This is a genomic window from Paenibacillus sp. OAS669 (assembly GCF_014873645.1).
Classification (GTDB): Bacteria; Bacillota; Bacilli; order Paenibacillales; family NBRC-103111; genus Paenibacillus_S; species Paenibacillus_S vulneris.
The window spans coordinates 371030-393939 of the sequence record NZ_JADBDR010000003.1 but is presented as its reverse complement, the minus strand read 5'-3'; the positions used below and the strand labels follow the sequence as shown (position 1 = coordinate 393939).

Below are 22910 nucleotides of genomic sequence, written 5' to 3'. Positions count from 1 at the left end.
TCCATGGCTGTTATGTTGTCGATTCGAGTAATGCTGCCGCCTGCAGTCGTCTGACCGAATCAAGGACATGCGCGCACAGCGACTGGTCTTGATCGAACTTGTTCATCGTGAGCTCCAGGTTATAAATCCCTTGGTATCCCGCCTGCTGAAGGGCGGAGACATAATACTCCAGAGGAAGGCTGTTCCTGCGTGTCAGAGGATTATGGGTCCCTGTAGCTCCCATGCCGTGAATATGCGTATGGATAGCCTTTTGCAGGAATTCGGCGGGAGGCAGGTCCAGCAGCGGCTCCTCCGGCAGCTCCTTCAAGCCGCGGACATCCAGCAGATTCGAGTAGAAATGGCCCATATCCCATGTAATGCCGACATGAGGGCTGTTCACCTCGTTCACGATTCGGAGGACACCCTCGATTGAATCGCCGGGGTCAACCTTGCTCGATTTTTTGCGGTTATTCTCAATGCCGATGCGAAGCGGAAGCTGCTCGGCGTCAATCATGCCGACCCAATCGCGCAGCAGCTCAACCGTTTGGCGGTGAAGCTCATCCTCCGAGCCCGTCTTGGCATCGAAGGCGTGCAGCGCCATCGTCAGGCTGTCCTGATACTTGTGAAAATGCTTCAGCACATAGCTCATCGAAGGATAAATTTCCGCGAACCGGGAGCCTGGATGCTCCCCCGCTACGTGTCCGTGAATCGTCACCTGAAGCCCGATATCCCATATCGTCTGGATCAGATCGCGATAGGCCCACTCGTCCGCTCCCCGCGGGAGAATCCGGATTTCGATAGAGCCGACTCCGCTCGACTTGAGCGCATCCAGCAAATGCTCCACCCGGTCATAATGGGCGATCAGATCGTTGGGACTGTCCTTGCTTGCTTTTCCAAGAAATACAGGGCTTTGAATCGAAAAACCTAACATGGGCAACACTCCGTTTCGATGGTGTGAACTTACTGATTTTTAATCCAGAAATTGACGACGTCCTGATAGACCTTGTAGAACTTCTCGCTGTCGTACTGCCATACGTTCAGCTCGTTAATGTTTTTGCTGTTCTTATGCTTCACATCGTCGCGGGTCATCCAGGAGCCGACTTCGTTGAACGGCGCCGTCCCCTCTCCCTTGCCGTCTGCTTCCCCGGCCATCCAGCGCAGCAGCAGCTTCGCCGCATTCGGATGAGGCGCCTTGTTGCCTACGAACAGCAAGCCTTCGTCTACGACCGACAGCCTCGGCTTCATATCCCAAATGATGTCGGCCTTCAAGCCCTTGTCGGCCATTTTGCGAATATCTCCCGACACCCCGATGAACACGGGAGCCGGCTTATTCGGCGCCGCTTTGCCTACGGCATCTTGACCGTCGCCGCTTGATTTTACGAGGATGACATTTTTATAGAAGCGCTGCAAAAATTCGTAGCCGGCGTTAGGCGTCCCGTTCAAGACGATGTCCGTACCGAACTTTTCTTTATACGCTTTGGCCATTTCATCTGAATTGACGACGAACCCTACAAACATATCCATTTGAGTCGGTGACTGCATCGGATCGACCATCAGCACCCGGTTCTTCCACTCCGGCGTCGTCAAATCCCACCAGTTGTTCACTGGAGGCGTCTTATTCTGCTCCGTGTTGTAGAACAGCGTGCGGAATTCCAGGTAGGGAACGAAGGCGATTCCCTTGCTGCGCCAAGGCTCATAAATATGCTTTGCGATATCATCCGGGAGGTATTTGAACAGCATGCCTTTCTTGACCAGCTCCTCTTCGATGCCGCCGCCCACTTCCTTGGTCAAGACCAGATCGGCGTTAAAGATGCCTGCAGCCTGCTCCCGTATGACCTTATCCATGATGACGTTGGATTTCAGATCGAACGCCTCGACCTGAATGCCGGGGTACTTGGCCTCGAACGTCTTTTCTACATCGTTAATGCGCCCTGAAGTGGAGTACACCGTCACCTTGCCTTCTTTTTTCGCTTTCTCATAAAGCTCATCTACCGTTTCCGTCTTGTACAAGCCGTTCCGCTCCGCCCACTCCGATTTACCCTGTCCTGATGCGGCTGCTGCTGCTCTATTGGCTGCGGGATCTGTTGAAGCTTTGGGGGTTGAAGTGCTGCACGCTGCGATTACTATGCTGAAGGCTGCTAGCAGAGCGCAAGTCGTCCTCGCTTTTTTCATGGATTTCCCCTGCTTTCCTAAATGAGTTTACTCACTGCATTTTGAGCCAAAACTCCCTGAACTTCACATAATTTTTATAGAAAAAGTCGGAGTCGTAATCCCACACATGGAGCTTATCAATCGGCAGCTGGTCGGTCCGTCCGTTATCGGTTCGGGTCGACCACGAGCCCATAACATTGAAGGGCTTGAACCCGTCGCCCTTGCCGTCGGCTTCCCCTGCCATCCAGCGAATCATCAGCTTGGCGGCGTTGACGTTAGGCGCTTTATCAGCCACATACAAGTAGGACGGCCCGACAACGGAAATGCGGGGCTTCACGTCATAGGTGGCGGCAATGCTCAGGTTCTTCTCCACGACATCCCTCAGCTTGCTGGAGGCGCCGATCCCGATAGGCGGCTTGCCTTGGTTTGTTGCGCCCACGGCTTCCACGACCTCGTCGCTTGACTTCATCAGGACCGGGTCATTTTTCAGAAAGCGCTTTATAAATTCATAGCCGGCGTTTTCCGTACCTTCGAGCACGATATCCTTGCCGAATTTGTCCTTATAGGCCTGCTTCATTTCGTCGGCGTGCTGGACCATGGCCAGGAACAGATCCATCATATCGGCCGAATCGATCGGATCGTTCAGCAGCACCTTGCCCTTCCATTCCGGCAGGGTCAAATCCCACCAGTTCGTAATCGGGGATGTTTTGTACACGTCCGTGTTGTAAAAGATCGCTCGCAGGCTGAAGTACGGCACAAGCCCGCTGCTCTTGCTTTTGTAAGGCTCAACCATCTTCTCCGATAAATCCGAAGGCACATATTTATGAACCAGCTTCTTGGACGTGAGCTCCGTCGATACGGCTCCGCTGGCGTCCTTAACGAAGATGACGTCCGCATTGTAAATACCCGCCGCCTGCTCTCGAATGACCTTCTCGACAATATCATTGGTCGATAAGTTGAAGGCCTCTACCTTAATACCCGGATATTTGGCCTCGAAGGTCGCCTTAACATCCTTAATCCGGCTGGATTGGGAATAGACGACAACCTTCCCTTCCTGCTTCGCCTTGGCGTACAGCTCGTCGACAGTCTCCGTCTTGTTCAGCCCGTTCTTCTCCGCCCATTCATTGGCTGCCTGAATATTCGTTGCCGCCCCCTGCTTCCCGTCTCCGCCCGAGCCTTGACCTCCGGTTCCGTTGCCTGAATTGCAGGCAGCAAGCATGAACAGCATCGTAAACGAAACCAGCAGCGCGGTAACCGCTTTGCGCTTTGTCCTCATTATGATGAAGCCTCCCGTTTCATAATTTGCAGGCATATTCATCGATGATAGCGTTTGCAATAATTACTTTTTTCAGAAAGGATTTTTGTACCCTATTACTGCTGCTTCAGCCAGAAGTCGCGAACCTTAGGCGAATTCTCATAGTAGAAGACCGGGTCGTATTTCCATACGTTCAGCTTCGCAAGCGGCAAATCCTCCACCTGCTTGACGTCCGACCGCGTCGGCCAGGCTCCCCAAATATTGAACGGCTTCAAGCCATCTCCATTGCCGTCCGCTTCTCCGGCCATCCAACGGATGAGCAGCTTCGCCGCATTCGGATGCTTCGACTGATCCCCAACATACAGGAGCGCCTGCTCCACATGGGACACCTTCGGCTTAATATCGTAGGAGACGCCGAGCTTGAGTCCCTGGCCCTGCGCTTCACGCAGCTTGGTGGAGACCGCCAGCCCGACAGGCGGCTTCGTCTGCCCTGTTTTGCCGACCGCTTTGACGATATCCCCTCCTGAATTGGTCAGGATCAGGTCATTCTTGGCTAGCCGGCGAATGAATTCATATCCGGCATTGGGCGAACCGTTCAGTTCAATGTCCTTACCGAATTTCTCTTTGTAAGCCTGCTTCATGTCGTCCGCATTCTGGACGAAGGCCAGGAACAGGTCCATCGTATCCGCCGACTTCATCGGATCGCTGATCATTAGGCGCCCCTTCCATTCCGGCGTCGTAAGATCCCACCAGTTCGTGATCGGAGGCGTTTTGTATACTTCGGAGTTATAGAAGATTCCTCTCACTTCGACATAAGGAACGAAGCCGTCGACCTGCGTTTTATAAGGCTCCACCATTTTGCCCACAAGATCGTTCGGCATATATTTATGGACGATGCCTTTTTTGAGCAGCTCCATCGTGAACGTGCCGCCCGTATCCTTGGTGAAAATAACGTCTGCATTATAAATGCCGGCGCCATGCTCCCGAACCAGCTTCTCCAGCATATCGACCGAGCTGATATTATAGGCCTCTACCTTCACGCCCGGATATTTGGCCTCGAAGGAGTCCTTGACATCGCTGACACGGCTCGACATGGAGTACAATACGACCGAGCCTTCCTCCTTTGCCTTGGCGTAGAGCTCTGCCGAAGTCTCTGTCTTATTCAGTCCCGCCTTCTCCGCCCAACCGGCTGCGTTGCCCGAATCTCCGTTTGCAGCATTGCCTTTACTGCCCGTCGTCCCCCCGCAGCCGCTTACGGCTAACAGGACCGAGCTCAGCAGCAAAGCGATGGTTGTTCGGCTTGCTGTCTTCCCCATGGGATAACCCCCTTTTTATATTGTGCCAACAGCTGTTGGATTAAGCGCTTACCCTTGTAAGGAACCATGCATTCCTTCCTAGCCGGAATCATCTTGCAGGCTGCTCCAGCCATTCGGACCATGATAATTCGTATCCCGTACGCGCGTTTTGAACGCAGTATTCGTAAAATCGACGGACAAAATCCAGCCGTTCCAGCGCCGCCTCGTATTTGTAAACATCGTTCGGATCCATCCGGTGAAAATCTCTTCCGCCGATAGCGGTATTCCGCTGCAGCATATCGTCCAGACTTACGTTGACTGCATTCTTCATCATGTCGTACATGCAGAAGAACGTACTGGCCCGGCCTACGCCTCCACGACAATGAAAATGAAGCCACATGCCTTCAGGAAGCTGCTGAACCCAAGCGATAAAGCGATCTACTTCCTCATTTGATGGTCTGTGATGATCCGTCACGAAAAACCGCTGATACCCTAATCCTTCCTCTTGGGCCAGTGCCTCTTCGCTCACCACCCGTACAGGCTGCTTCAGCGGAAGCTCGATCAGTACCGACTTGCCTTCCACATAGTCGAAGCTTATCTCCGCCTCGCTGCGCAAATTGTGAAGCAGCCGGTCGTTCACAGCCAGCACCTCTTCGTTGCTCAGTCCCTTGTTAGCCCCGTTATGCGCCCCAAGCCAATTGACTGCCATCCCATTGACAAAGCCGTGGCTTTCCTGCCGCAAATCCACCAGCGTAATCGGCACATCACCGATGATGCGTTTGAGATATTGGAGCTCCTTATGGGAATATTGCCCGCTGGCGGAGGCTCTAAGCTCCCTGAATCCGGTAAGATCCGGTTCGCCCGAATCTGTGGATAACGGGGAAGCTGCCATGCGGAAGCGCTTGGGCGGCCGATCTATATTCTCTCTCTCCACAACCAATTGAATCCTTGCCTCTGCATCCGGATTTGACATCCAAACCGACCTCCCTGCAATGATCAAAAACCATGAAGTAAGCGTTATCATTCAGGCTAAAAATAGAGAGACTTGTCAATGCGAAGTCTCTATTGCTTTGTGCTGTTATCTGGCGATCCCTGAGCAAGTGTTCCGTACGATCAGCTGTGTCTCCAGCGTAATCGAATCCGCCGTCAGGAGATTGTCTGTCATCATCTGCATTAACAGCTCCGCCGCCTTGCGTCCCATCTCCTTGCGAGGCTGGGCTACCGTGGTCAGCTTAATCCAGTGCAGATCAGTGACCTCCAAATTATCGAAGCCGATAATGCTGATTTGGTCCGGTACGGCTACCCCGTTCCTGGCCGTGTATTCCAAAGCGCCTACACCGAGCAGATCGTTCGCCGCAAATACGGCCGTCATGTCCGGGAGCTCTTCCCTCAGTCTTTCCATAGCCTTGTACCCGCACTCAATCGTTCTGCCGTTCCATGAGATACCTCGGGGGTCCGGGGTAATCCCCTGCTTCTTCAAGCTGTCCATATAACCGCGATACCGTTCCTGACCGGTAAACGAATAGCGGGGCATCCCGATAAACCCGATCTGCCTATGCCCTAGCGAGAACAAATATTCCATCGCGCGACACGCGCCTTCGTAATGGTTGACGTCAACGAAAGGCATGTTCAGCTCCTCGGGAGGCCGCCTGCGGAGGAAGACCACCGGGATGTTCAACCGCTGCAGCAGCTCCTTCGCGTCGTCATCCAGGAAGTCCGGCGTCACGATAATGCCGTCCATCTTCCTCTCCATCACGCTGTTCAAAAAGCGTTTTTCCTTATCCGGTCTCCGTGACGTATTCACATAAACGACCTGGTATCCGTTCTCCGACAACACTTCCTCTACATCATGGGCCATAGCCGAGAAAAAGGGATCGGTAATATCCGGGATCATCAGGCCTACCGTGTTGGACTTGCGTTGAATCAGGCTTCGCGCCAAAGCGTTCGGCGTATAGTTGAACCGCTTCATGGCTTCCAGCACTTCCTGCTTCGTTTCTTCCCGGATATCCGGATGGTTATTGAGCGCCCGTGATACGGTTGAGACGGAAACACCGAGCTGTTTGGCGATATCTTTAATAGTTAGCATAGTTGGGATTCTCCTTTGGTAACGTTTCCGGTAACGTTACCAAAAGTGTAAAATAAACCGCTTTCTTTGTCAACGAAAACATCTTTGCCTTGCGGTATATTTTTTGTCGGGTCAACAATCGTTCCCGAAAAGAAGCGTTTCGTGATTCCAAGCCCGGCTCTTACAGGAGCTCGCGGTCAACCATAAGCTACGGCTTCGCTCCTTAAGAAGGCGAGCCGCTCGACGCCAGCCATTGCGACCATGTCGTAGCATAGCCGTCCCGGTTGCCTGCGCAATAATCGTAAAATCGATGAAGAAAGTCCAATCGTTCCAAGGCAGGACCGTACTTGAATTCATCCTTAGGATCAGCGCTGCTTACATCCTTGCCGCCGATTCGGACATGTCTTTCGAATAGATCCTCTCGGCTTACCCGGCCTGCGTGATGCAGCATGTCATACATGAGCATAAAGCTGGTCGTCCGCCCGACACCGCCGCGGCAATGAAAATGAAGCCACGTGCCCTCGGGCAATCCTACGGCGTAGCGGATGAAGCGGTCGACTTCTCCGTCCGACGGCCGGTGATGATCCGTCACAAAGAAACGGATATAGTCCGCCCCCTCGCTCCTCACTATCTCCTCCTCGGTCTGCACGAGCTTCGGGCCCGTGACCGGACTATCCAGATCGACAGATTTCTTCTCCAGCCGGTCTAATACAAGCTCCTGCGCATCCGCAAGCTGCTGCAGAAGACGGCCCTCCTCCGCCCGTATCTCCTCTTGGGTGAGATGCATGTTGCAGCCGTTATTAGGTCCATACCAGCTGACCGCCATCCCGTTAACGAAGCCGTGGCTTTCCTGCCTCAGGTCGACAATCGTTATACGCGGCTGGCCAATCGTCACTTGCATGAGCCGAAGTCCTTGCTGCGAGAATTGGCCGCTGCCCGAAATTCTCAGGTCAGTCAGGCCGGTGAAATCCGGCGGTTGGCTCAAGCCTTCCGCAAGCGGACTGGTCATGCGGAATTTTTTCGGCAGAGCGCGCTTATTGTCCACGTCGATGATGCGATGTACGATTTGACTTTGCACTTCTGTCCCTCTCCTTTTTTGGGTTTTCATTTACCTCACTGGAATCGTTCTATCAAGCCCAGCCGGGTCAGAACGGATTCGTCCTTACCGGAAGCGTCGTTTCCGTCTGCATAAGTCTATGAAGGAGCTTCCAGACCAGCTCCGCACGGACATCCTTGTATTCCGGGGCGTCCCAAACATTCTCGGATTGAAGGGGGTCCTTCCGCAAATCATACAGCTCCCCCTCCTCCCGGTCGCTCCAAACCGTCAGGCGGTAGTCATGACTGCGGAGCGTCTTCTCGAACACCTCGGCCGTATCGATACGGGATACCTCGAAGTTATGCTCGATCAGGGCGAAAGGCGGCCTGCCGGGGTCGTTCTCTCCCTTCAGCAGCGGGAGCAGGCTTCTCGCCTGCATGGAATGCGGCTTCATGCTGCCCGTCAAATCGCAGATGGTAGGTGCCAGGTCGAACAGCTGAACGATATCCTCCACTACAGGTTTCGTTGGAGGCTGCCGCAGCATCCCCGGCGTTCGTATCATCATCGGGATCCGAATGCTCTCATCCTCGGACCTTCCCTTGCCCCAGCGTCCGTAATCGCCCAGAAATTCCCCGTGGTCGCTGGACAGCAGCACTGCAGTTCGGTCCGACAATCCCGATTCATCGAGATATCGCAGGATCTCTCCCACGCAATCGTCGACATGGGAGACCAGCGTGTAGTAAGCCGCTTTCTTTTGCCGAATCGCTTCCTCGTTGTCCGCCGTAATCTCGCAGTTTCTCGGCAGAGTAACTGCGGCGGGATCATACCGGTCGGCCAGATCGGACGGGATGATAAACGGGGAATGCGGATCGAAGAAGCTCGACCACAGCAAAAAAGGAGTGTCCCCGTAATGCTCCATGAATTCTATGGAAGCCGTACTGACCCACTTGCTGTGAGAAGCCCTTGCCGGGAAGCGGCCTCGGGCGGACAGATGGTCCGTCCGGCTTCTCACGCGGGTTGCTCCCGGCTCCAGCCGGACCGCCTCCGCATATTCGGGATAGTTGCGCTCCACCCACTGCGTATACGGATCCCGATAAGTGCCCCGCTCATCCGTAACCTGCAGAGTACGGTACCCGTAGCTCGGATGCGGTGCCGTATGATCGCGGTACGTATGGTTCTGCACATGCAGCTTGCCGATATGGGCGGTATGGTAGCCGCGTTGGCTCAGAATATGCGGGAACGTCACCTCCTCCTCCGGCAACCGGACGCCTCCGCCTCTTACCCGGTGGGCATGGGGGAACCGTCCTGTAAGGAGCGAGGATCTTGCCGGCATGCATGCCGGAGCGTTCGTAAACGCATGGGTGAACCGGACTCCCTGTTCCGCCAGCCGATCCATATTCGGCGTATGGACCTCTCGGTTGCCTGCGCAAGAGAGGGCATCCCACCGCAGCTGGTCCACAGTAATGATGAGGATGTTCATCATGGGATTACACCCCCTTTTTCAAAGTGTTTCTTAACGAAATAAAAGGGAAAGCGCTTAACCTTACCTGTTAAAAATATCTCCCAATAGATTCGTCAGGAGCTTCGAATAAGCAGCACAGGTTTTTGGTAACGTTACCGGAAACGTTACCAAAATTGTAAAATAATCCGCGATTTCTGTCAACCCTAAAAATGAAATCGCTTTATTTTTAGTAACCAACCGCCTATCTGCTACATATGATTGTAATGGGAGGTGCTTTGGATGAAAGTGAGAAGCGTCTTGATCTTACTCTTCGGACTTTGGTTAATAGTATCGCCTTGGGTATTCAGTTATACGGAATCCGGGGCAGCGTTCTGGTTCAGCATGGGTGTCGGGCTTATTCAGATCGCAGCATCCCTCTGGTCCATAAGCCAAGCAACGGGAGACTCGCTTCCTAACCTCATCACGGCCGTCACCGGTTTCTTCATGGCTATCGCCCCCTTCCTGCAACGAATAAATGACCATAAGCAGCTATGGCTCGGCGCGGCATTAGGTGTCTTCACGATATTATGCAGCTTCGCCAATCTGGGAACCCGAGGACGGGAATAGCCGCGATTCCGCCATCAGGATTACGATCTCATGAGCTAAGGATGCATAGGATCCCCCAAACTGTAAATACTTTACATAAATGATAAAGCCGAGGTGGAACTATGCTCCGTAATTTCCTTACGCTTCTCAAAGACTATTTCCTGCCTAATCAATTGGATAACCCGTTTCATTACTATGATGAATACGGTCATTACTCCTATTCCAAAATTACCGAATTGGATTACGATCCGATCAACGACGATCCCGACTACAAAAAGTTTCAATAGTATCGTCGACGGAAGCGGCTTACGTAAACGCCAAAAAGGTCCTCTCCCTATCAAAGGGAAAGGACCTCTTTTATGCTTCCTTGGGAAGGCAGCTTGTAGTAGCGAACGCAGGTTGGTTGCGGAATCGAAATCGATTGCCCTGTTGCCGACAGTCTGCCGTTGTCTGGGTCCACCTTAAAGACGTGAACCGAATCGGAATCTTTATTGGCAGCCAGCAAATAACGCCCGCTCGGCGTCAGGCTGAAATGGCGCGGATGCTCGCCCCCGGTGGAAATATGCTGAACCAGGCTCAACTTGCCGCTGCTCTTATCGATAGCGAACACGACGATGCTGTCATGTCCCCGGTTAGAGCCGTACAGGAACGATCCGCAAGCGGAGATCTGCACTTCAGCGGTGCTGCTGGTACCGTTAAAGTCCTCCGGCAGAGCGGATACCGTCTGAATTTCCTGCAATTTGCCGGCCTGCCCGTCATAGGTAAATACAGTTATCGTCGAATTCAATTCGTTAATAACATAAGCGTAAGCCAGGGATGGATGGAAAGCAAAATGCCGCGGCCCGGACCCCGGAGCCAGCTTCACATCGTCATGCGGCAGGAACTTGCCCTGCTCCCGGTCCAGACGGTATACCTTGATTGTATCCAATCCCAGGTCAGGGACGATCACGAATTGATCGGTCGGATCGGTATAGATCGAATGAGGGTGCGCGCTCTCCTGCCGCTTAGGCACGACGCTAGAGCCTTCATGCCGTACTTTATCCGATAACGGGCCGAGCTGACCATTCGGTTGAACTGGGAACAGGTTAATGGTCCCTTCCGAATAACTGACGGTCATCGCAAAATTCTCCGCATGATCGAGATTGATATGCGTCGCCGATTTATCCAGGCTTGGCTCCTGCCCGGCCAAAGACAAGGCACCCGACTCCGGATCAATCCGGTACGTCAGCACGGCTCCGCTGTCCTGCCCTTCATCCGCTTGAGTATAGGAATACAGCAGTCCCTTGGACTGGCTGACTGTCAAAAAGGTAGGGTTGATCAGACCCGACACGGTTTCTATACTCGAAAGCTCCCCCGATTGCTCGTCCAGCATATAAACGTGAATCCCCGGCGATTGTTTCCCCGCATAGGATCCGAAATAGGTAATCCATTTGGCATTTTCCATAACAGCATCTCCTAATCCTTTGGCAGTTTTAAGCTTATTGTACCCAATCGTTCCCTACATTGCCATGTTTCCGGGTTAGACCAAGGATACCTGCTCGCCGCCGCGAATTTCTACGATATCCCCATCAACACTGATCCATACCGATTTAGCAGAAGGATTGTAGACAAATTCGCTTGAAGCGGAAAATTGAAGCTGGCGGAACGCTTTGAAATAGTCAACGATTTCGATATTCGTTGCATACCAGATATCGTCCTTGTTACTGATATATTGGCAAAAGTTCTCGATCAAATCCCAATTGTTATCCGTGTCGAACTCATAGCTATGACCCCATACGTACATCATGTACAGGTATTGATTTTTATGCAGCTCCACGAAAGTCTCGGCCAAGCTCATTAAATTCCGCTTGTGGTGGCAGGTCGGCTTCCACTCCATCCAATCGTCAGGAAGACCGAAGCCCCCGGTCGTCTCTACGACCCTGGCATATTCGATGCCCAGATAGGGCAGCGTTTCTTTAATCTGGCGGTTGAAGGAGCCGTTAGGATAGGACAGCCCGCGAACCGTATAGCCTACCATCTTTTCCAGCGCCTTGCGGTCCTCCAGCACCTCTTCAAGCAGCTGCTCTCTCGGTGATCTCACGATCGTCGGGTGTGTGACGGTGTGGGTGGACACCTCTTGCCCCTTGTACAGCTCCGCGGCCTCTTCCTTCGTGATTCTGTCACCGGTACCCATCAAACCGGAATTAATATGAAAAGCGCCCTTGATTCCATAGTCGTTGAAAATCTGGACAAGCCTGCGGTCCGCCGCTCTCCCGTCATCATAGCTCATCGTCAGTACTTTGAATTTGCCTTGCGGATAAGTCATCAATATTTTAGGCATTCCCGTAACAGCCTCCTATATGGATATCCATAGTGTGCAAATCTACTATAGCTCTAGTTTATCACCGATAGCATATTGTGGAAATGATTTTAGCAGGATTGCCGTTTACGGTTTTATCTAGTAATTGGATCTTCCGGTTATGAGGAAGTAGTAATTTGTTACCTTTAACCCACGGGAAGTCGCATTTTCTTTGAAAGTTCGCTCCACACGTTCCAAGTACTCTTTCCAAGCTTTTTGCTTCAAGCCCCGGCTTCCCGATTATGGTCTTTGAAGAGCCATGGACCTTTTTTTGAAAGGCTATGTTAAACCATGTTGTTGATATTTGATAATTACGAACGTTTGTTCTATATTTAGGGTAACATCATTGTTTCGGAGATGATTTACTCATGGATTTGAAGGAACTGAAAAAGCTTGCTGATACCTTGGACGGTAGCGGAAAGCGAGAGCTTATCCAATTTTTGCAGTCCCGTACCAAGGGGATGGCGACTCCAATACGTGCGATAGATGAAATACAAGAGCAGAAGCATAAAGATGGGCTTGTTTGTCCTCATTGCAAAAATCACTCCGTCGTGCGGTTTGGGAAGTACGTTGTAAAAACACGTATTGGAGAGGTCAAACGTCAACGCTACCGTTGTAAGTCTTGCCGTCAAACGTTTAACGACCTCACGAATACCCCTCTCCAACGTACGAGAAGACCTCATCTATGGGTTCGGTTTTTTGAATGTATGATGGAGGGCTTTTCATTACGTAAGTGTGCTGAAATACTGCATGAAGAGGTCACACATGTGACTTTGTTTTACTGGCGGCATAAGATTCTCGCCGCTTTGAAGCAAATTCCAACGGAAGCTTTTCAAGGTATTGTCGAAATGGACGAAACTTATTTCTTGTACTCTGAAAAAGGTAAACGGAAAATCACCGAACGCAAGCCACGTAAACGTGGCGGCAAAGCCAAATATCGTGGCATTAGCAACGACCAAGGGTGTGTGCTGGTTGCCCGTGACCGTCAGAAAATGACGTACTCAAGCGTTCTTGGACGTGGGCGTATTCGGACTACGAAATTGGATGAGGTGATTGGTACTCACTTATCCGACTCAAATGTTCTTTGCACCGATTCGTGGAGAGCATTCACTTCCTATGCGAATTCAAAAGGGTTGGCTCATTACCGTTTCAAGTCCGACGGGAAACAACGCTTGAAAGGCGTGTACCACATCCAAAATGTCAACAGTTACCACAGTCGTCTGAAAAGATGGTTAGACCGTTTCAATGGTGTTGCAACCAAGTATCTACAACATTATCTGGCGTGGTTCCGCTATTTGGACAGCAAGGAGTATGAGAACACAACGTCGAATAAGAAAAATATGCTGGTTACATCTTGCTTGTTTACAGTTAAAGAGACAAACACCAAACTTCGAAGAACTTCTTTTTCTTCCTAACGGGTTAATATCGATCAAACGTGGAGAATCTTATCTCAAATAGTGGTAAAGCGAAAATTAGAAGTAATAGTGAACTCTGGAATCTTCATTTTCATGGGAAAAACAAAAAGAAAGGGATGTATAGGCATGAGTGAAGAAATAAAAATTGTTAAATATAATCCACAATGGACAATTGATTTTGTACAAGAGAAGTGCATCCTATCCTCGCTTCTTGGTGATCAAGCTATTGCCATTGAACACATTGGAAGTACGTCCATTCCTGGTCAAGAAGCAAAGCCAATAATCGATATCTTCGTTGGAGTGTCACCTTTTTCAGAGTTAGCTTACTATAGATCTATACTTGATTCAGAGTTATACCATTACATTCAAACGGGCATGAGTAGTAGATATTTATTCTATAAATACACAGATGGAGTCTGGACCCATAACATACACATCATCCCTTACAATGATGAGTTCTATAACAGAAATGAATTGATATTAAGAGATTATTTGAGAGAACACCCTGAATTAGTTCAAAAATATGGGGAACTCAAGAGAAATTCCGCTAAAAATTTTAATGTGAACTTGGATGAATATACCCGTTCTAAAACGGATTTTATACAACATGTAATTGATGTTGCAAGAACTAAAAAAGGACTGCCTTTACAAGATGTTTGGACTAACGAGTTAAAGTAAATAAGACGTTACCGCCTTTTCAGAGTAGGCGGTTTTTTGTGGTCGAGAAACAACAATAAAATTTAACATAGCCTTTTGAAAAAACAATATCAACATAATGAGCGGGAAAAGGCAGTCCTTGATCCACATCGACCGTCGTATAGCAAAAGCGGTCTGTCGGTTTACGCCGATTGGCGGTAGCGATAAAAGCATCCTTGTTATCAATCCCTACGGCTTCCTGGGCTATGAGAGCATATTGGCTAAGAAAATCCCCTGAGCCGCAGCCGATATCGAGCACACGGGAATTTGCCGTTATGGCTGACGACAGCCGCTGTCCGAATATGTTTTCAGCATTAGGCTCATCAAACTGCGACTTCCAGGGATTGGGAAGCAAGCGTGCAAGTGCGGTAGACCGCCCTTGGGAGGTTTCCCGTTAAATACTTGGTCAAATCCAAACTTACCATAAAAAGATATTTGGCCGATTCCGAAGATGAAACCATGTTGGAAAGAATTGTTTCCAAAATAAATACGGCAAGCATCACACCCATTCCCGCGGCCTTCGAACGAATCAGCACAGACAGCAGTAAGGACATCAGCGCCACAACGACAGCCTCAAACCAGACCAAGCCAAACTCCACCCGGTAGGAACTGGAGCAACAACAGGAGCTATATCAACACATGACTATACAGGACCGGAACCACATTGTCTGCATCATCTTCACTACTTTCTTTTTATGCTATACATGTACTGAGCTTTTCAACTTAAAAACTAGTGAAGACAAAATTTTCGGAATACGGTTTACACAGTTACGTCTCGCTTGTTCCTAAACTGGCGGTAGGCTGCAGAAAAACACATCAAAACTCCGGTTGTGACAAAGACACCTATCGGAAACCCCCAGGACCCCCATGCCGGGACAATAAGCGGCATTAAGGAGACACCAAATGCGACAGGGACAGGGACTTTAAACAAAGTACACATAATGATTGTAATCAATACATTTATAACACCAACCCAAATGGTCGATCCTGCGAACAAATGATAGACTCCGACTGAAATAATAGCTGTGATCGTCAATATCGCTAAACGGGAAGGAATTAAACTCCATTTAAACCCTTTGGCATGAAAAACTTCGAAAATAAGAGCAAAAATAGGCGGAACCACGAAAATTTCTAGTTTTGTTACGAATGCCAGACCAATCCTGAGGCCTAAAACAATAGTTATAACGACCGTATCCATTTTCTTACGAAAATTCGATGTCTCCCCAGACATCTTGTCTGGTTTTCTCAATCGAAAAGCGGCCAGCATAATCATAAATGTAAAGATACCCGTTGTGACTACAAAAACATAATCGTGCAGATTCAAAAAGATTGGCAGCAATCCAGCAGGAATCGTGGGTCCAAAATGGATTCGGAAGATGTGCATTAGAATAACAATAATCCCAAATCCCATCCATATTTTCAGCAGAGGTGTTAGAGGCAAAATGTTCAACGAAGTGCCTATGAGTGCAGCGAATGTTGGCGAAAGCCACACATGAACGGGCTTCTTTATCCAATGTGGTACTGCAAACACCATCACACCCATCGCTATCCCGGCAATTTCCGGGAAGAGAATATCCCTTTGTTGTAAAAGTACAGCACCTGTAAGCATAATAATAACTAAAGTATAAGCTAATAAAAAACGTCTAAATTTTTGAAAATTCCATACCATTTCAGCCTCCGCTATATCAAAACCAGATAGTCAATGTATTCAAGAATGCCGTTTTAATCGCATTAAAAACATCAAATACGGTAAAAGAACAAAATCCGCTTATCGCGGATTAGGCTTTTACAATCTCAATCCGTATTGATCCATATACTGATTTAAGTCAGACCTTTTCCACCAAGCGCCCCTTAATATTTTCAAGGATGTGATGAATCGTAGCCACCTCCTCCTCGTTCATCCCGGATATAAAGCACTCATGAATTCCTCTTGCGTAAATCGGCCAAGCTTTTAGCAATTCACGTTTGCCTTCACGTGTAAGAACTGCATAGGCACCGCGCCGATCCGTATCGCTTCGTTCCCGGACAATCAGCCCTTGCTTTTCAAGGCGATCTACCAACCGTGTTAATCCGCTTCGGCTAAGCACTACTTTGCTCGCCAATTCATGCATCCGTAATCGTTTTCCAGGCGCTTCAAACAAGGCGATCAACACATCATATGAAGTTAAAGGTACCTTTTTTTCGGTTGCCAGCTCTCTTTCAATATATTCGATAATCAGTGCATGCGTTTTAATAAACGAACGCCAGGCTGCCAATTCATCTTCAGATAATTTGATCATCGTATCCCCACAGTTTAAATTTTACTACCACTATACATCAGGGTGTTTGACTGCGCAACTATATTATTGGATGGAAATTGTTGATGTATACCAATCAAGACTAGCTCACCGATGACGAATATCCAATTATACCCATGCCATCACTTATTGACTCCACCGATTGCTCGTTATTGAAAGAGGACTGCACATCCAGATTAACCTTCAAATGCTCCATGCTTTGGTTTTTCTTCAAATATTGAAAGTACCCCGAAGGAATCAACCACGGTCAAACACAATTTCACCGTTTCGACAATCGATCGTAAGATTACGGTTGTCTAAGTACCATATATCTACTTCTTCCATAAAGAAAGTAATACCGCTTTCGATATAGTGGGCCGCGATATTCTGCGGATCGTCTTTCGTGATGCCAAAAGCGAATGCATCTTTTCCACCGCCGGTGTATCGGACAAAAACACGAATAAAGTCTCCCGCGCAGTATTCCCAGTCGTTTTGAAAGCAGTCAACTGCGGCATTCGTAACCATAATATTCACGGTTTATTCCCCTCTTCACGTCAAATAAGTCCCAAATCCGGCCAGTTAACCGTGTATGCCCATAATAATCGTTAGCATTGCAGCGTATGCGTTTAGACACGGGTAGTGCAATTGTTACTCCACTATGCCGCGCGTCATTGCGGTGATGCCGATACAGGTCAACTCGCGCAAGCCATATGGCTTTAGGAGATCGACCATCGCGTCGATTTTCTCGGGGTTACCGACGACTTGTACGACCCGCTAATGACATCCAGCTGCAACACCCTTTCAATGAGACCTTCTTCTATCGAGACGGCTGCACTTTGAGAGCTCATTCACCATCCTCCTCTTGGAAATAGTGATAAATTGGCATAAACTTGAGTTTCGAGACATTCATGCCCCATCATTAGTCCGATCTGGTCTTGTTCTTGGTATTGCTCCTGGTCTTCTGAAACGCATTAACGCATTGTTAACCAATAACGCAACCAGAACTATTATGATCCCTACAATGACAACAGCGTGTATCTTGTAGCCCATCAGCGCGGTAATCGCTACGGATACGATAGGAACAAGGTTGTTAAACAGGCTGGCGTTCACCGGGTTCAAGAGCTTGGTTCCGGCATTCCAGCTAAGAACAGCTGCAACGCCGGCGGCGATGCTCATATAAGCAAGTTGCCATAAAGTGTCCTGCAATGACTGCGCATCCGGGATCTTCAGCAGTCCGATTCCGGTACTTCCGGCAACGATAAAAAGAGAGGTGGACGTTCCGAACAGACATGTTAAAGTCGTATAGCGCAAGGACGACCAGGCCGGGAATGCTTTGCCACCGATCGTATAAAACGCCCAACAAATGACGCCTGATAACATAAGCACCGCAGCCGTAAGATGGTCGGGGTTGTCGATTAGGATGGATATTTTCCCCTCAGTTACAACCAATATAACGCCCATGATCGCAAACAACACACATCCCATTGTCATTGGCTCTGGCTTCAACCCTTTCCAGATCCACAAAACGACCACGCTGACTGCGGGCAAAAAGCTCAACATCACGGAAGTCATGATCGCTCCTGTTGGTCCCGCGATTTGCTGTCCGAGAAACACGAGAAAGTTGAAAGCAGTAAAGGCCATGCTTCCCAAAAACCACAGTTCTCCGAATCTCCCCTCCAGCTTGAACGCCTCGCGCCCCTCCTTCAACCAAAGCAGCGGAGCAAACAAGATAGCAGCTATCGTATACCGAATGCAAGTAAAATAAAAAGGATCGATATGCCGCAATACGCTTCCGGCAACAGGGAACTGCCCGCCCCAAATCAAGCTTGTAAACAAGCATGCCATGATCCCATTTCGGAACGCATGATTTCTCACTGATTTCTCCCCTCCTTCAGACCAATGAACCATCGTCCCATCCGCTATACTCTACAGGCTTACCGCAATGACGCCGAGCAGAACGACGGAAACTCCGATCCACTGGGTTCTCGCGAGCTGTTCTTTTAAGATTGCCCATGCCATTAGAATAGTGACGACACTATATAATGAAGTAAGTGCCGTCGTGCTTGTCGTATAGGCAAGAGATTGTCCCTGGTTGAAGGAGAGCAACGCGCCAGAATCTAGCAGTGCCGCCAAAATCAAGATAAACCCGGTGGAAAAGGATATCCGAGGAAGGGTGATCTTTCGAGTTCGCAAACATGCAAGCGCGCAGAGCAGTTGGACAACCCGAGTGATGAGCACGGGAAGAAGAACGCCAAGATACGGCGTAATATATCCGACCGCCCAGAAGTAAAAGCCGATACATAGTGAGGCGATTGCCGCTTCCGGAACCCCGGACAATGTCGCTTGCGTGCTGTCGCTCTTTTTCGACCAAGTTACCGTCATAACCCCGATTACCAACAGCATTACACCAACAATCGAATTCCATGGAAGCCGTTCTCCTCCGACGAAGGCAAGGACGGCAGTTACGACAACAAATCCAGATCCGATTGGGGAGACGATAGATAAAGTCCCTTTCTCAAATGCCCGATAGAGCAAAAGTGTTCCGGCAAAATTCACGATGCTGATGGCTGCTGCCGCTCCCCATATTGAAAGATCTCCATTTACTTGCGGGGATTGCAGCCAAACGTAACTACCGAGTAGGATCGAAGCGATCAATTGAATCCACATGAGAGCAGGCAGCGTCTGAATTTTCCTGGTTGCTTGGGTAACCATAAAATCAGATAATCCGAAGCAAACCGCGGTAATTAGCCCATATATCATTCCCATCTCCTCCCCTTTCATCCAAGAACAGAGCGTGCCCTCCCATTTGCCGATCGGAATCGACTGCGGTTGTTCGTCCGTCGGTACGCCGAGCCCGTTAATGCGGGGCGTAACGAACAGCGATCGGACCGTCGTTATAATCGACCGCTGTCTTCATCATACGACGCAGCTCGTTCTCGTCCTTGGGCATCATGAGCACCAGGTTCGGAATGTGACGGAGAAACGCGATATCGTAAACGCCCTGGTGCGTCTCTCTATCCGGGCCGACAAACCCGGCACGGTCGATGGCGAAGATAACGTTGGCGTTATGGCGGCAAATGTCGTGGACGACCTGGTCGTAAGCGCGCTGCAAGAACGTTGAATAGACGGCGAACACCGGCTTGAGCCCTTCCAGCGCCAGTGCGGCAGACATCGTCGCCGCATGCTGCTCGGCGATTCCGACGTCATACATCCGGTCCGGAAACCGCTTGGCGAAAGGAATGAGCCCCGAACCGCTCGGCATGGCGGGCGTAATCGCAACGATTCGGTCGTCTTGCTCGGCCAACTCGATCAGCGAATTGCCGAACACTTCCGTGTACATAGGAGGACCGACCGGCTTGACGACTTGGCCCGATTCGATCTTGTACGGCGTGATGCCGTGCCATTTCAGCGAATCGGCTTCCGCTGGCGAATACCCCTTGCCTTTAACGGTAAGTACGTGAATCAGCACCGGGCCGTCCACCTTGTCGGCTTGGCGGAACGTATCAAGTAGATTCTCGATATCGTGTCCATCGACCGGGCCGAAATATTTAAGTCCGAATTCCTCGAACAGCATGCCCGGAACGACCAAATATTTGAAGCCGTCTTTCAATCGTTCTGCAGTCTTTGCCAACTTACCCCCGACGGCCGGGATTTTGCGCAGCAGCCGTTCGAATTCTTCTTTGGCTTTACGGTACGTCTTGTCGGAGCGGACCTTCCCGAGGTAGTTGTGCAAAGCGCCGACGTTCGGCGCGATCGACATCTCGTTGTCATTGAGAACGACCGTCAGGTTGCGCTTCTCGTGGCCGATATGGTTGAGTGCCTCAAGCGCCATGCCTCCGGTCAAAGCCCCGTCGCCGATAACGGCCAAAACTTTGTTGGTATCGTCCTTAAGATCGCGGGCAAGCGCCATACCGAGCGCGGCCGAGAGCGAAGTGCTGCTGTGGCCGGCTTCCCAGACGTCGTGCTCGCTTTCCGCGCGCTTGACGAAACCGGACAAGCCGTCCTTCTGGCGCAGCGTATGGAACCGGTCCATCCGTCCCGTCAGCATCTTATGAACCTAGCTTGGTGACCGACGTCGAAGATGAACTTGTCGCTCGGGCTGTTATACAAGTAGTGCATAGCCAACGTCAACTCTACGACGCCGAGATTCGGCGCCAAATGGCCGCCCGCCGCGGATAGTTGTTGAATCAGAAATTGGCGGATTTCCTGGGCGAGATGCGATAATTCGATCACGCTCAGCTTTTTAAGGTCCGACGGGCTGTCGATTCGGTTGAGTATCATGTAGGTACCCCACTTTCTTCGGAACTGACGGTCGCATTATGTGCACGAAAGAGAAAAACAGTCTTTCACCGAGTTTCAACGACGGTTATCGGGAATTCCATATGCGCCGACCGTAGACAAATTGATGCGTCGTCTCCGCTATCCGTCTTCCCAAAATCGAAGCAGTCTTCAAGTCGGATGCCGGTGGCGCTTCCTCCGGAGAGGCATCTCCATTCGACTGCGCCATCGCTCCAATGAAGCTCCCCAACCGATTGACATCGTCGATACTGGCCGACTTCGTATTCCAACCCCCGTAAATGCCGAGCCCGACCCAATGCATTCCGTGCTGAGCGGCAAAAAGCGCTAAAGAGGTTAAAGTGTTTAATTTGTCTCCATTGATATTCTGAGAATTGGTAAAGCCTCCGGCAATTTTATCTTTCCACTTTAAATTCCTTCCCCACACCTTGCTACTGCTTGCTTCCATGAACTTTTTGAACACGGCAGAAGGCCCGCCCATATAAGTCGGAGATCCGAAGACTATTGCGTCCGCGTGTTCCAACCGCTCCCATAATTCATCGTTTAAAGTGGCCACCTGATATAGTTCCACCAACGTTCCGTCTACTTCTTGCGCCCCTTTTGCAACGGCTTCTGCCTGTTTTTGCGTATGACCGTAACCGCTGTGGTACACAATAGCGACGGAAATTTGACTTGTTGTCACAGAAATCACTCCTCTTTTGCAGTAATATAATTATTGCATACACAACAATTGAGCATACAATTATTGAACATACAATAACATGATATAGTTGCACAGTCAATCATTTAAATTCATGGGTGGGATTCTAATTTTTTCGGAAGCCTTATAAGTAAACTTAAAGGCCGAAGCACTATAAGATCGAGGAGCTTACATTAGGAGAAATCAATAATCCTTCGCTCCCTGATTCGTCCGATTCCCCATGCGGCGAATCCGATTAGGGACAGGCCCCCTTCGACCGCGCAAACCCCATCCCAACCCCACATCCCCAAGCGAGGGAAGAGATGTCATGTAAACCATGTTCAAGCGACTTATAAGGCTATAAATCCGTTAGCGGAATTCGCTCTCTGAACGCCCAGATCAAGTAGGACGATGCCGATGACAAGTCCCCACACCGAACAGCCCGAACATCCCGCCGCCTGCTTCCGTAATGAAATGGAGGGCTTTCGACAAGAAAGTTGAAGCAATGGAATATCAATGCGTCATAGTTGAGTAAATACTGGAAGTTAGCAAAAAATTCAGAGGAAAGTCATAACCACCGGCTTAGCCGGTGGCTTCCATTAGCCCTATAAGGGCATGTTACTAGCCGGCGCCTAAAGGCGCTCTGAAATGGCTGCCAACCGCGAATTGCCCCGGGCTAGCCCCTGAAAGGGGCCTCTTTACCTGCCCCTTTTCACCGACTCACCCGTAAACGGGTCGATCAACTCTTTCATCGTTAGCTGCTCATAATTCTTGTCTTCATCCAGTTGGTTGCGTATGTACTCCTGGATGATCTTCTTATTTCGCCCTACCGTATCCACGTAATACCCTCTACACCAAAATTGCCGATTCCCATAACGCTATTTCATATTGGCAAATTTATCGAAAATCATCAGTGAGCTCTTCCCTTTTAAATATCCCATAAACTCCGATACACTGAGCTTCGGTGGGATACTTACAAGCATATGGATGTGATCCGGGCAGGCTTCTGCTTCAATGATCTCGACTCCTTTTCGTTCACATAGCTCTCGTAAGATCTTTCCGATCTCTCTTTTTAGTTTTCCATATATCACTTGCCTCCGATATTTAGGAGCAAATATGACATGGTATTTACAGTTCCATTTCGTGTGTGCTAGACTGCTGTTGTCCATCCTTTGTTCTCCTTCGATAAGTTTTAGCGGTTGGCAGACCGGCTAACATCTTATCATCGAGTTCAAAGGATTGACTACTCATAGCTATAAGCTTTCCTGAACCCCCAGTCGAACTGGGGGTTTTCTTATACAAAGAAATACACCCGCGCAATACGCGGGTGTGTCTGTTGAAAAACCCATGGAGCCTGAACTATTGCCAATATACCTCAAGTG

22 protein-coding genes and 4 pseudogenes are annotated in these 22910 nt (G+C 49.9%); 4 read left to right on the top strand and 22 right to left on the bottom strand.

Translation table 11 applies throughout. From position 1 onward, the window contains the following. Positions 1 to 10: 10 nt before the first annotated feature. The 8 genes from GGC63_RS09660 to GGC63_RS09625 form a co-directional block, all read right to left on the bottom strand. A complete protein-coding gene (locus tag GGC63_RS09660; protein ID WP_192702105.1) occupies positions 11 to 910 on the bottom strand; it encodes a sugar phosphate isomerase/epimerase family protein in 900 nt (299 codons plus the stop codon). A gap of 29 nt (positions 911 to 939) precedes the next feature. Further along, positions 940 to 2151 carry an ABC transporter substrate-binding protein gene (locus GGC63_RS09655; protein WP_192702104.1) on the bottom strand — a complete coding sequence of 404 codons (1212 nt, stop codon included), beginning with the start codon at positions 2149 to 2151 and terminating at the stop codon, positions 940 to 942. 31 nt (positions 2152 to 2182) lie between these two features. Further along, positions 2183 to 3406 (bottom strand): ABC transporter substrate-binding protein, encoded by a 1224-nt coding sequence (locus tag GGC63_RS09650; RefSeq protein WP_192702103.1) that lies wholly within the window; start codon positions 3404 to 3406, stop codon positions 2183 to 2185. 95 nt (positions 3407 to 3501) lie between these two features. After that, the gene (locus GGC63_RS09645) at positions 3502 to 4701 is read right to left on the bottom strand and encodes an ABC transporter substrate-binding protein (RefSeq protein WP_192702102.1); all 1200 of its coding nucleotides are present in this window, start codon (positions 4699 to 4701) and stop codon (positions 3502 to 3504) included. Between the two features lie 88 nt (positions 4702 to 4789). Further along, complete coding sequence (locus GGC63_RS09640) at positions 4790 to 5653, bottom strand: fused DSP-PTPase phosphatase/NAD kinase-like protein (RefSeq protein WP_192702101.1); 864 nt, start codon at positions 5651 to 5653, stop codon at positions 4790 to 4792. 105 nt (positions 5654 to 5758) lie between these two features. Further along, positions 5759 to 6766 (bottom strand): LacI family DNA-binding transcriptional regulator, encoded by a 1008-nt coding sequence (locus tag GGC63_RS09635; protein WP_192702100.1) that lies wholly within the window; start codon positions 6764 to 6766, stop codon positions 5759 to 5761. Positions 6767 to 6968: 202 nt separating this feature from the next. Continuing rightward, a complete protein-coding gene (locus GGC63_RS09630) occupies positions 6969 to 7823 on the bottom strand; it encodes a protein tyrosine phosphatase (protein WP_192702099.1) in 855 nt (284 codons plus the stop codon). Between the two features lie 67 nt (positions 7824 to 7890). Further along, complete coding sequence (locus GGC63_RS09625; protein WP_192702098.1) at positions 7891 to 9264, bottom strand: sulfatase; 1374 nt, start codon at positions 9262 to 9264, stop codon at positions 7891 to 7893. Positions 9265 to 9522: 258 nt separating this feature from the next. On the opposite strand from GGC63_RS09625, the gene GGC63_RS09620 reads away from it, so the two are divergent. Together GGC63_RS09620 and GGC63_RS09615 are read left to right on the top strand one after the other, a co-directional pair. Continuing rightward, a complete protein-coding gene (locus GGC63_RS09620; protein WP_192702097.1) occupies positions 9523 to 9849 on the top strand; it encodes an SPW repeat protein in 327 nt (108 codons plus the stop codon). A gap of 101 nt (positions 9850 to 9950) precedes the next feature. After that, positions 9951 to 10115, top strand: coding sequence for a hypothetical protein (locus GGC63_RS09615; protein WP_192702096.1), 165 nt, complete (start codon positions 9951 to 9953; stop codon positions 10113 to 10115). A gap of 50 nt (positions 10116 to 10165) precedes the next feature. Here GGC63_RS09615 and GGC63_RS09610 read toward each other — a convergent pair whose 3' ends face one another. Together GGC63_RS09610 and GGC63_RS09605 are read right to left on the bottom strand one after the other, a co-directional pair. Then, positions 10166 to 11272: a lactonase family protein gene (locus tag GGC63_RS09610; RefSeq protein WP_192702095.1), complete on the bottom strand. Its 1107-nt coding sequence runs from the start codon at positions 11270 to 11272 to the stop codon at positions 10166 to 10168. Positions 11273 to 11347: 75 nt separating this feature from the next. Continuing rightward, entirely contained in the window at positions 11348 to 12148 is an 801-nt protein-coding gene (locus tag GGC63_RS09605) for a polysaccharide deacetylase family protein (RefSeq protein ID WP_192702094.1), read from the bottom strand. Positions 12149 to 12534: 386 nt separating this feature from the next. On the opposite strand from GGC63_RS09605, the gene GGC63_RS09600 reads away from it, so the two are divergent. Then, positions 12535 to 13581, top strand: a complete 1047-nt coding sequence (locus tag GGC63_RS09600) for an IS1595 family transposase (RefSeq protein ID WP_192702093.1) — start codon at positions 12535 to 12537, stop codon at positions 13579 to 13581. A 93-nt stretch (positions 13582 to 13674) separates the two neighbouring features. Beyond that, positions 13675 to 14259 (top strand): GrpB family protein, encoded by a 585-nt coding sequence (locus tag GGC63_RS09595; protein ID WP_225948073.1) that lies wholly within the window; start codon positions 13675 to 13677, stop codon positions 14257 to 14259. 19 nt (positions 14260 to 14278) lie between these two features. On the opposite strand, the gene GGC63_RS35325 is transcribed toward GGC63_RS09595, so the two are convergent. From GGC63_RS35325 to tnpA, 12 genes and pseudogenes are all read right to left on the bottom strand, one after another. Then, complete coding sequence (locus GGC63_RS35325; protein ID WP_225948072.1) at positions 14279 to 14632, bottom strand: methyltransferase domain-containing protein; 354 nt, start codon at positions 14630 to 14632, stop codon at positions 14279 to 14281. A gap of 25 nt (positions 14633 to 14657) precedes the next feature. Next, positions 14658 to 14876, bottom strand: a pseudogene (locus GGC63_RS09585) (ABC transporter permease); the annotation flags it as partial. 161 nt (positions 14877 to 15037) lie between these two features. After that, entirely contained in the window at positions 15038 to 15946 is a 909-nt protein-coding gene (locus tag GGC63_RS09580) for an HPP family protein (protein WP_192702090.1), read from the bottom strand. Between the two features lie 157 nt (positions 15947 to 16103). Beyond that, positions 16104 to 16556, bottom strand: coding sequence for a MarR family winged helix-turn-helix transcriptional regulator (locus tag GGC63_RS09575; RefSeq protein WP_192702089.1), 453 nt, complete (start codon positions 16554 to 16556; stop codon positions 16104 to 16106). A 255-nt stretch (positions 16557 to 16811) separates the two neighbouring features. Next, a complete protein-coding gene (locus tag GGC63_RS09570) occupies positions 16812 to 17078 on the bottom strand; it encodes a HesB/YadR/YfhF family protein (protein WP_225948105.1) in 267 nt (88 codons plus the stop codon). A 123-nt stretch (positions 17079 to 17201) separates the two neighbouring features. Next, positions 17202 to 17324 (bottom strand): annotated as a pseudogene (locus GGC63_RS09565) (acetolactate synthase small subunit); the annotation flags it as partial. Beyond that, complete coding sequence (locus tag GGC63_RS34885) at positions 17270 to 17401, bottom strand: hypothetical protein (RefSeq protein ID WP_264082022.1); 132 nt, start codon at positions 17399 to 17401, stop codon at positions 17270 to 17272. The pseudogene GGC63_RS09565 and the gene GGC63_RS34885, both read right to left, overlap by 55 nt. Before the next feature lie 58 nt (positions 17402 to 17459). Continuing rightward, positions 17460 to 18428 carry a DMT family transporter gene (locus GGC63_RS09560; RefSeq protein ID WP_192702087.1) on the bottom strand — a complete coding sequence of 323 codons (969 nt, stop codon included), beginning with the start codon at positions 18426 to 18428 and terminating at the stop codon, positions 17460 to 17462. 51 nt (positions 18429 to 18479) lie between these two features. After that, positions 18480 to 19313 (bottom strand): DMT family transporter, encoded by an 834-nt coding sequence (locus GGC63_RS34415; protein ID WP_225948103.1) that lies wholly within the window; start codon positions 19311 to 19313, stop codon positions 18480 to 18482. 39 nt (positions 19314 to 19352) lie between these two features. After that, positions 19353 to 20834: pseudogene (gene dxs, locus GGC63_RS09550) on the bottom strand (1-deoxy-D-xylulose-5-phosphate synthase); the annotation flags it as partial. A gap of 85 nt (positions 20835 to 20919) precedes the next feature. Next, on the bottom strand, positions 20920 to 21531 hold the full coding sequence (locus tag GGC63_RS09545; protein ID WP_192702086.1) for a flavodoxin family protein: 612 nt from the start codon (positions 21529 to 21531) through the stop codon (positions 20920 to 20922). Positions 21532 to 22226: 695 nt separating this feature from the next. Further along, positions 22227 to 22697, bottom strand: a pseudogene (gene tnpA, locus GGC63_RS09540) (IS200/IS605 family transposase). Between the last annotated feature and the right edge of the window lie 213 nt (positions 22698 to 22910).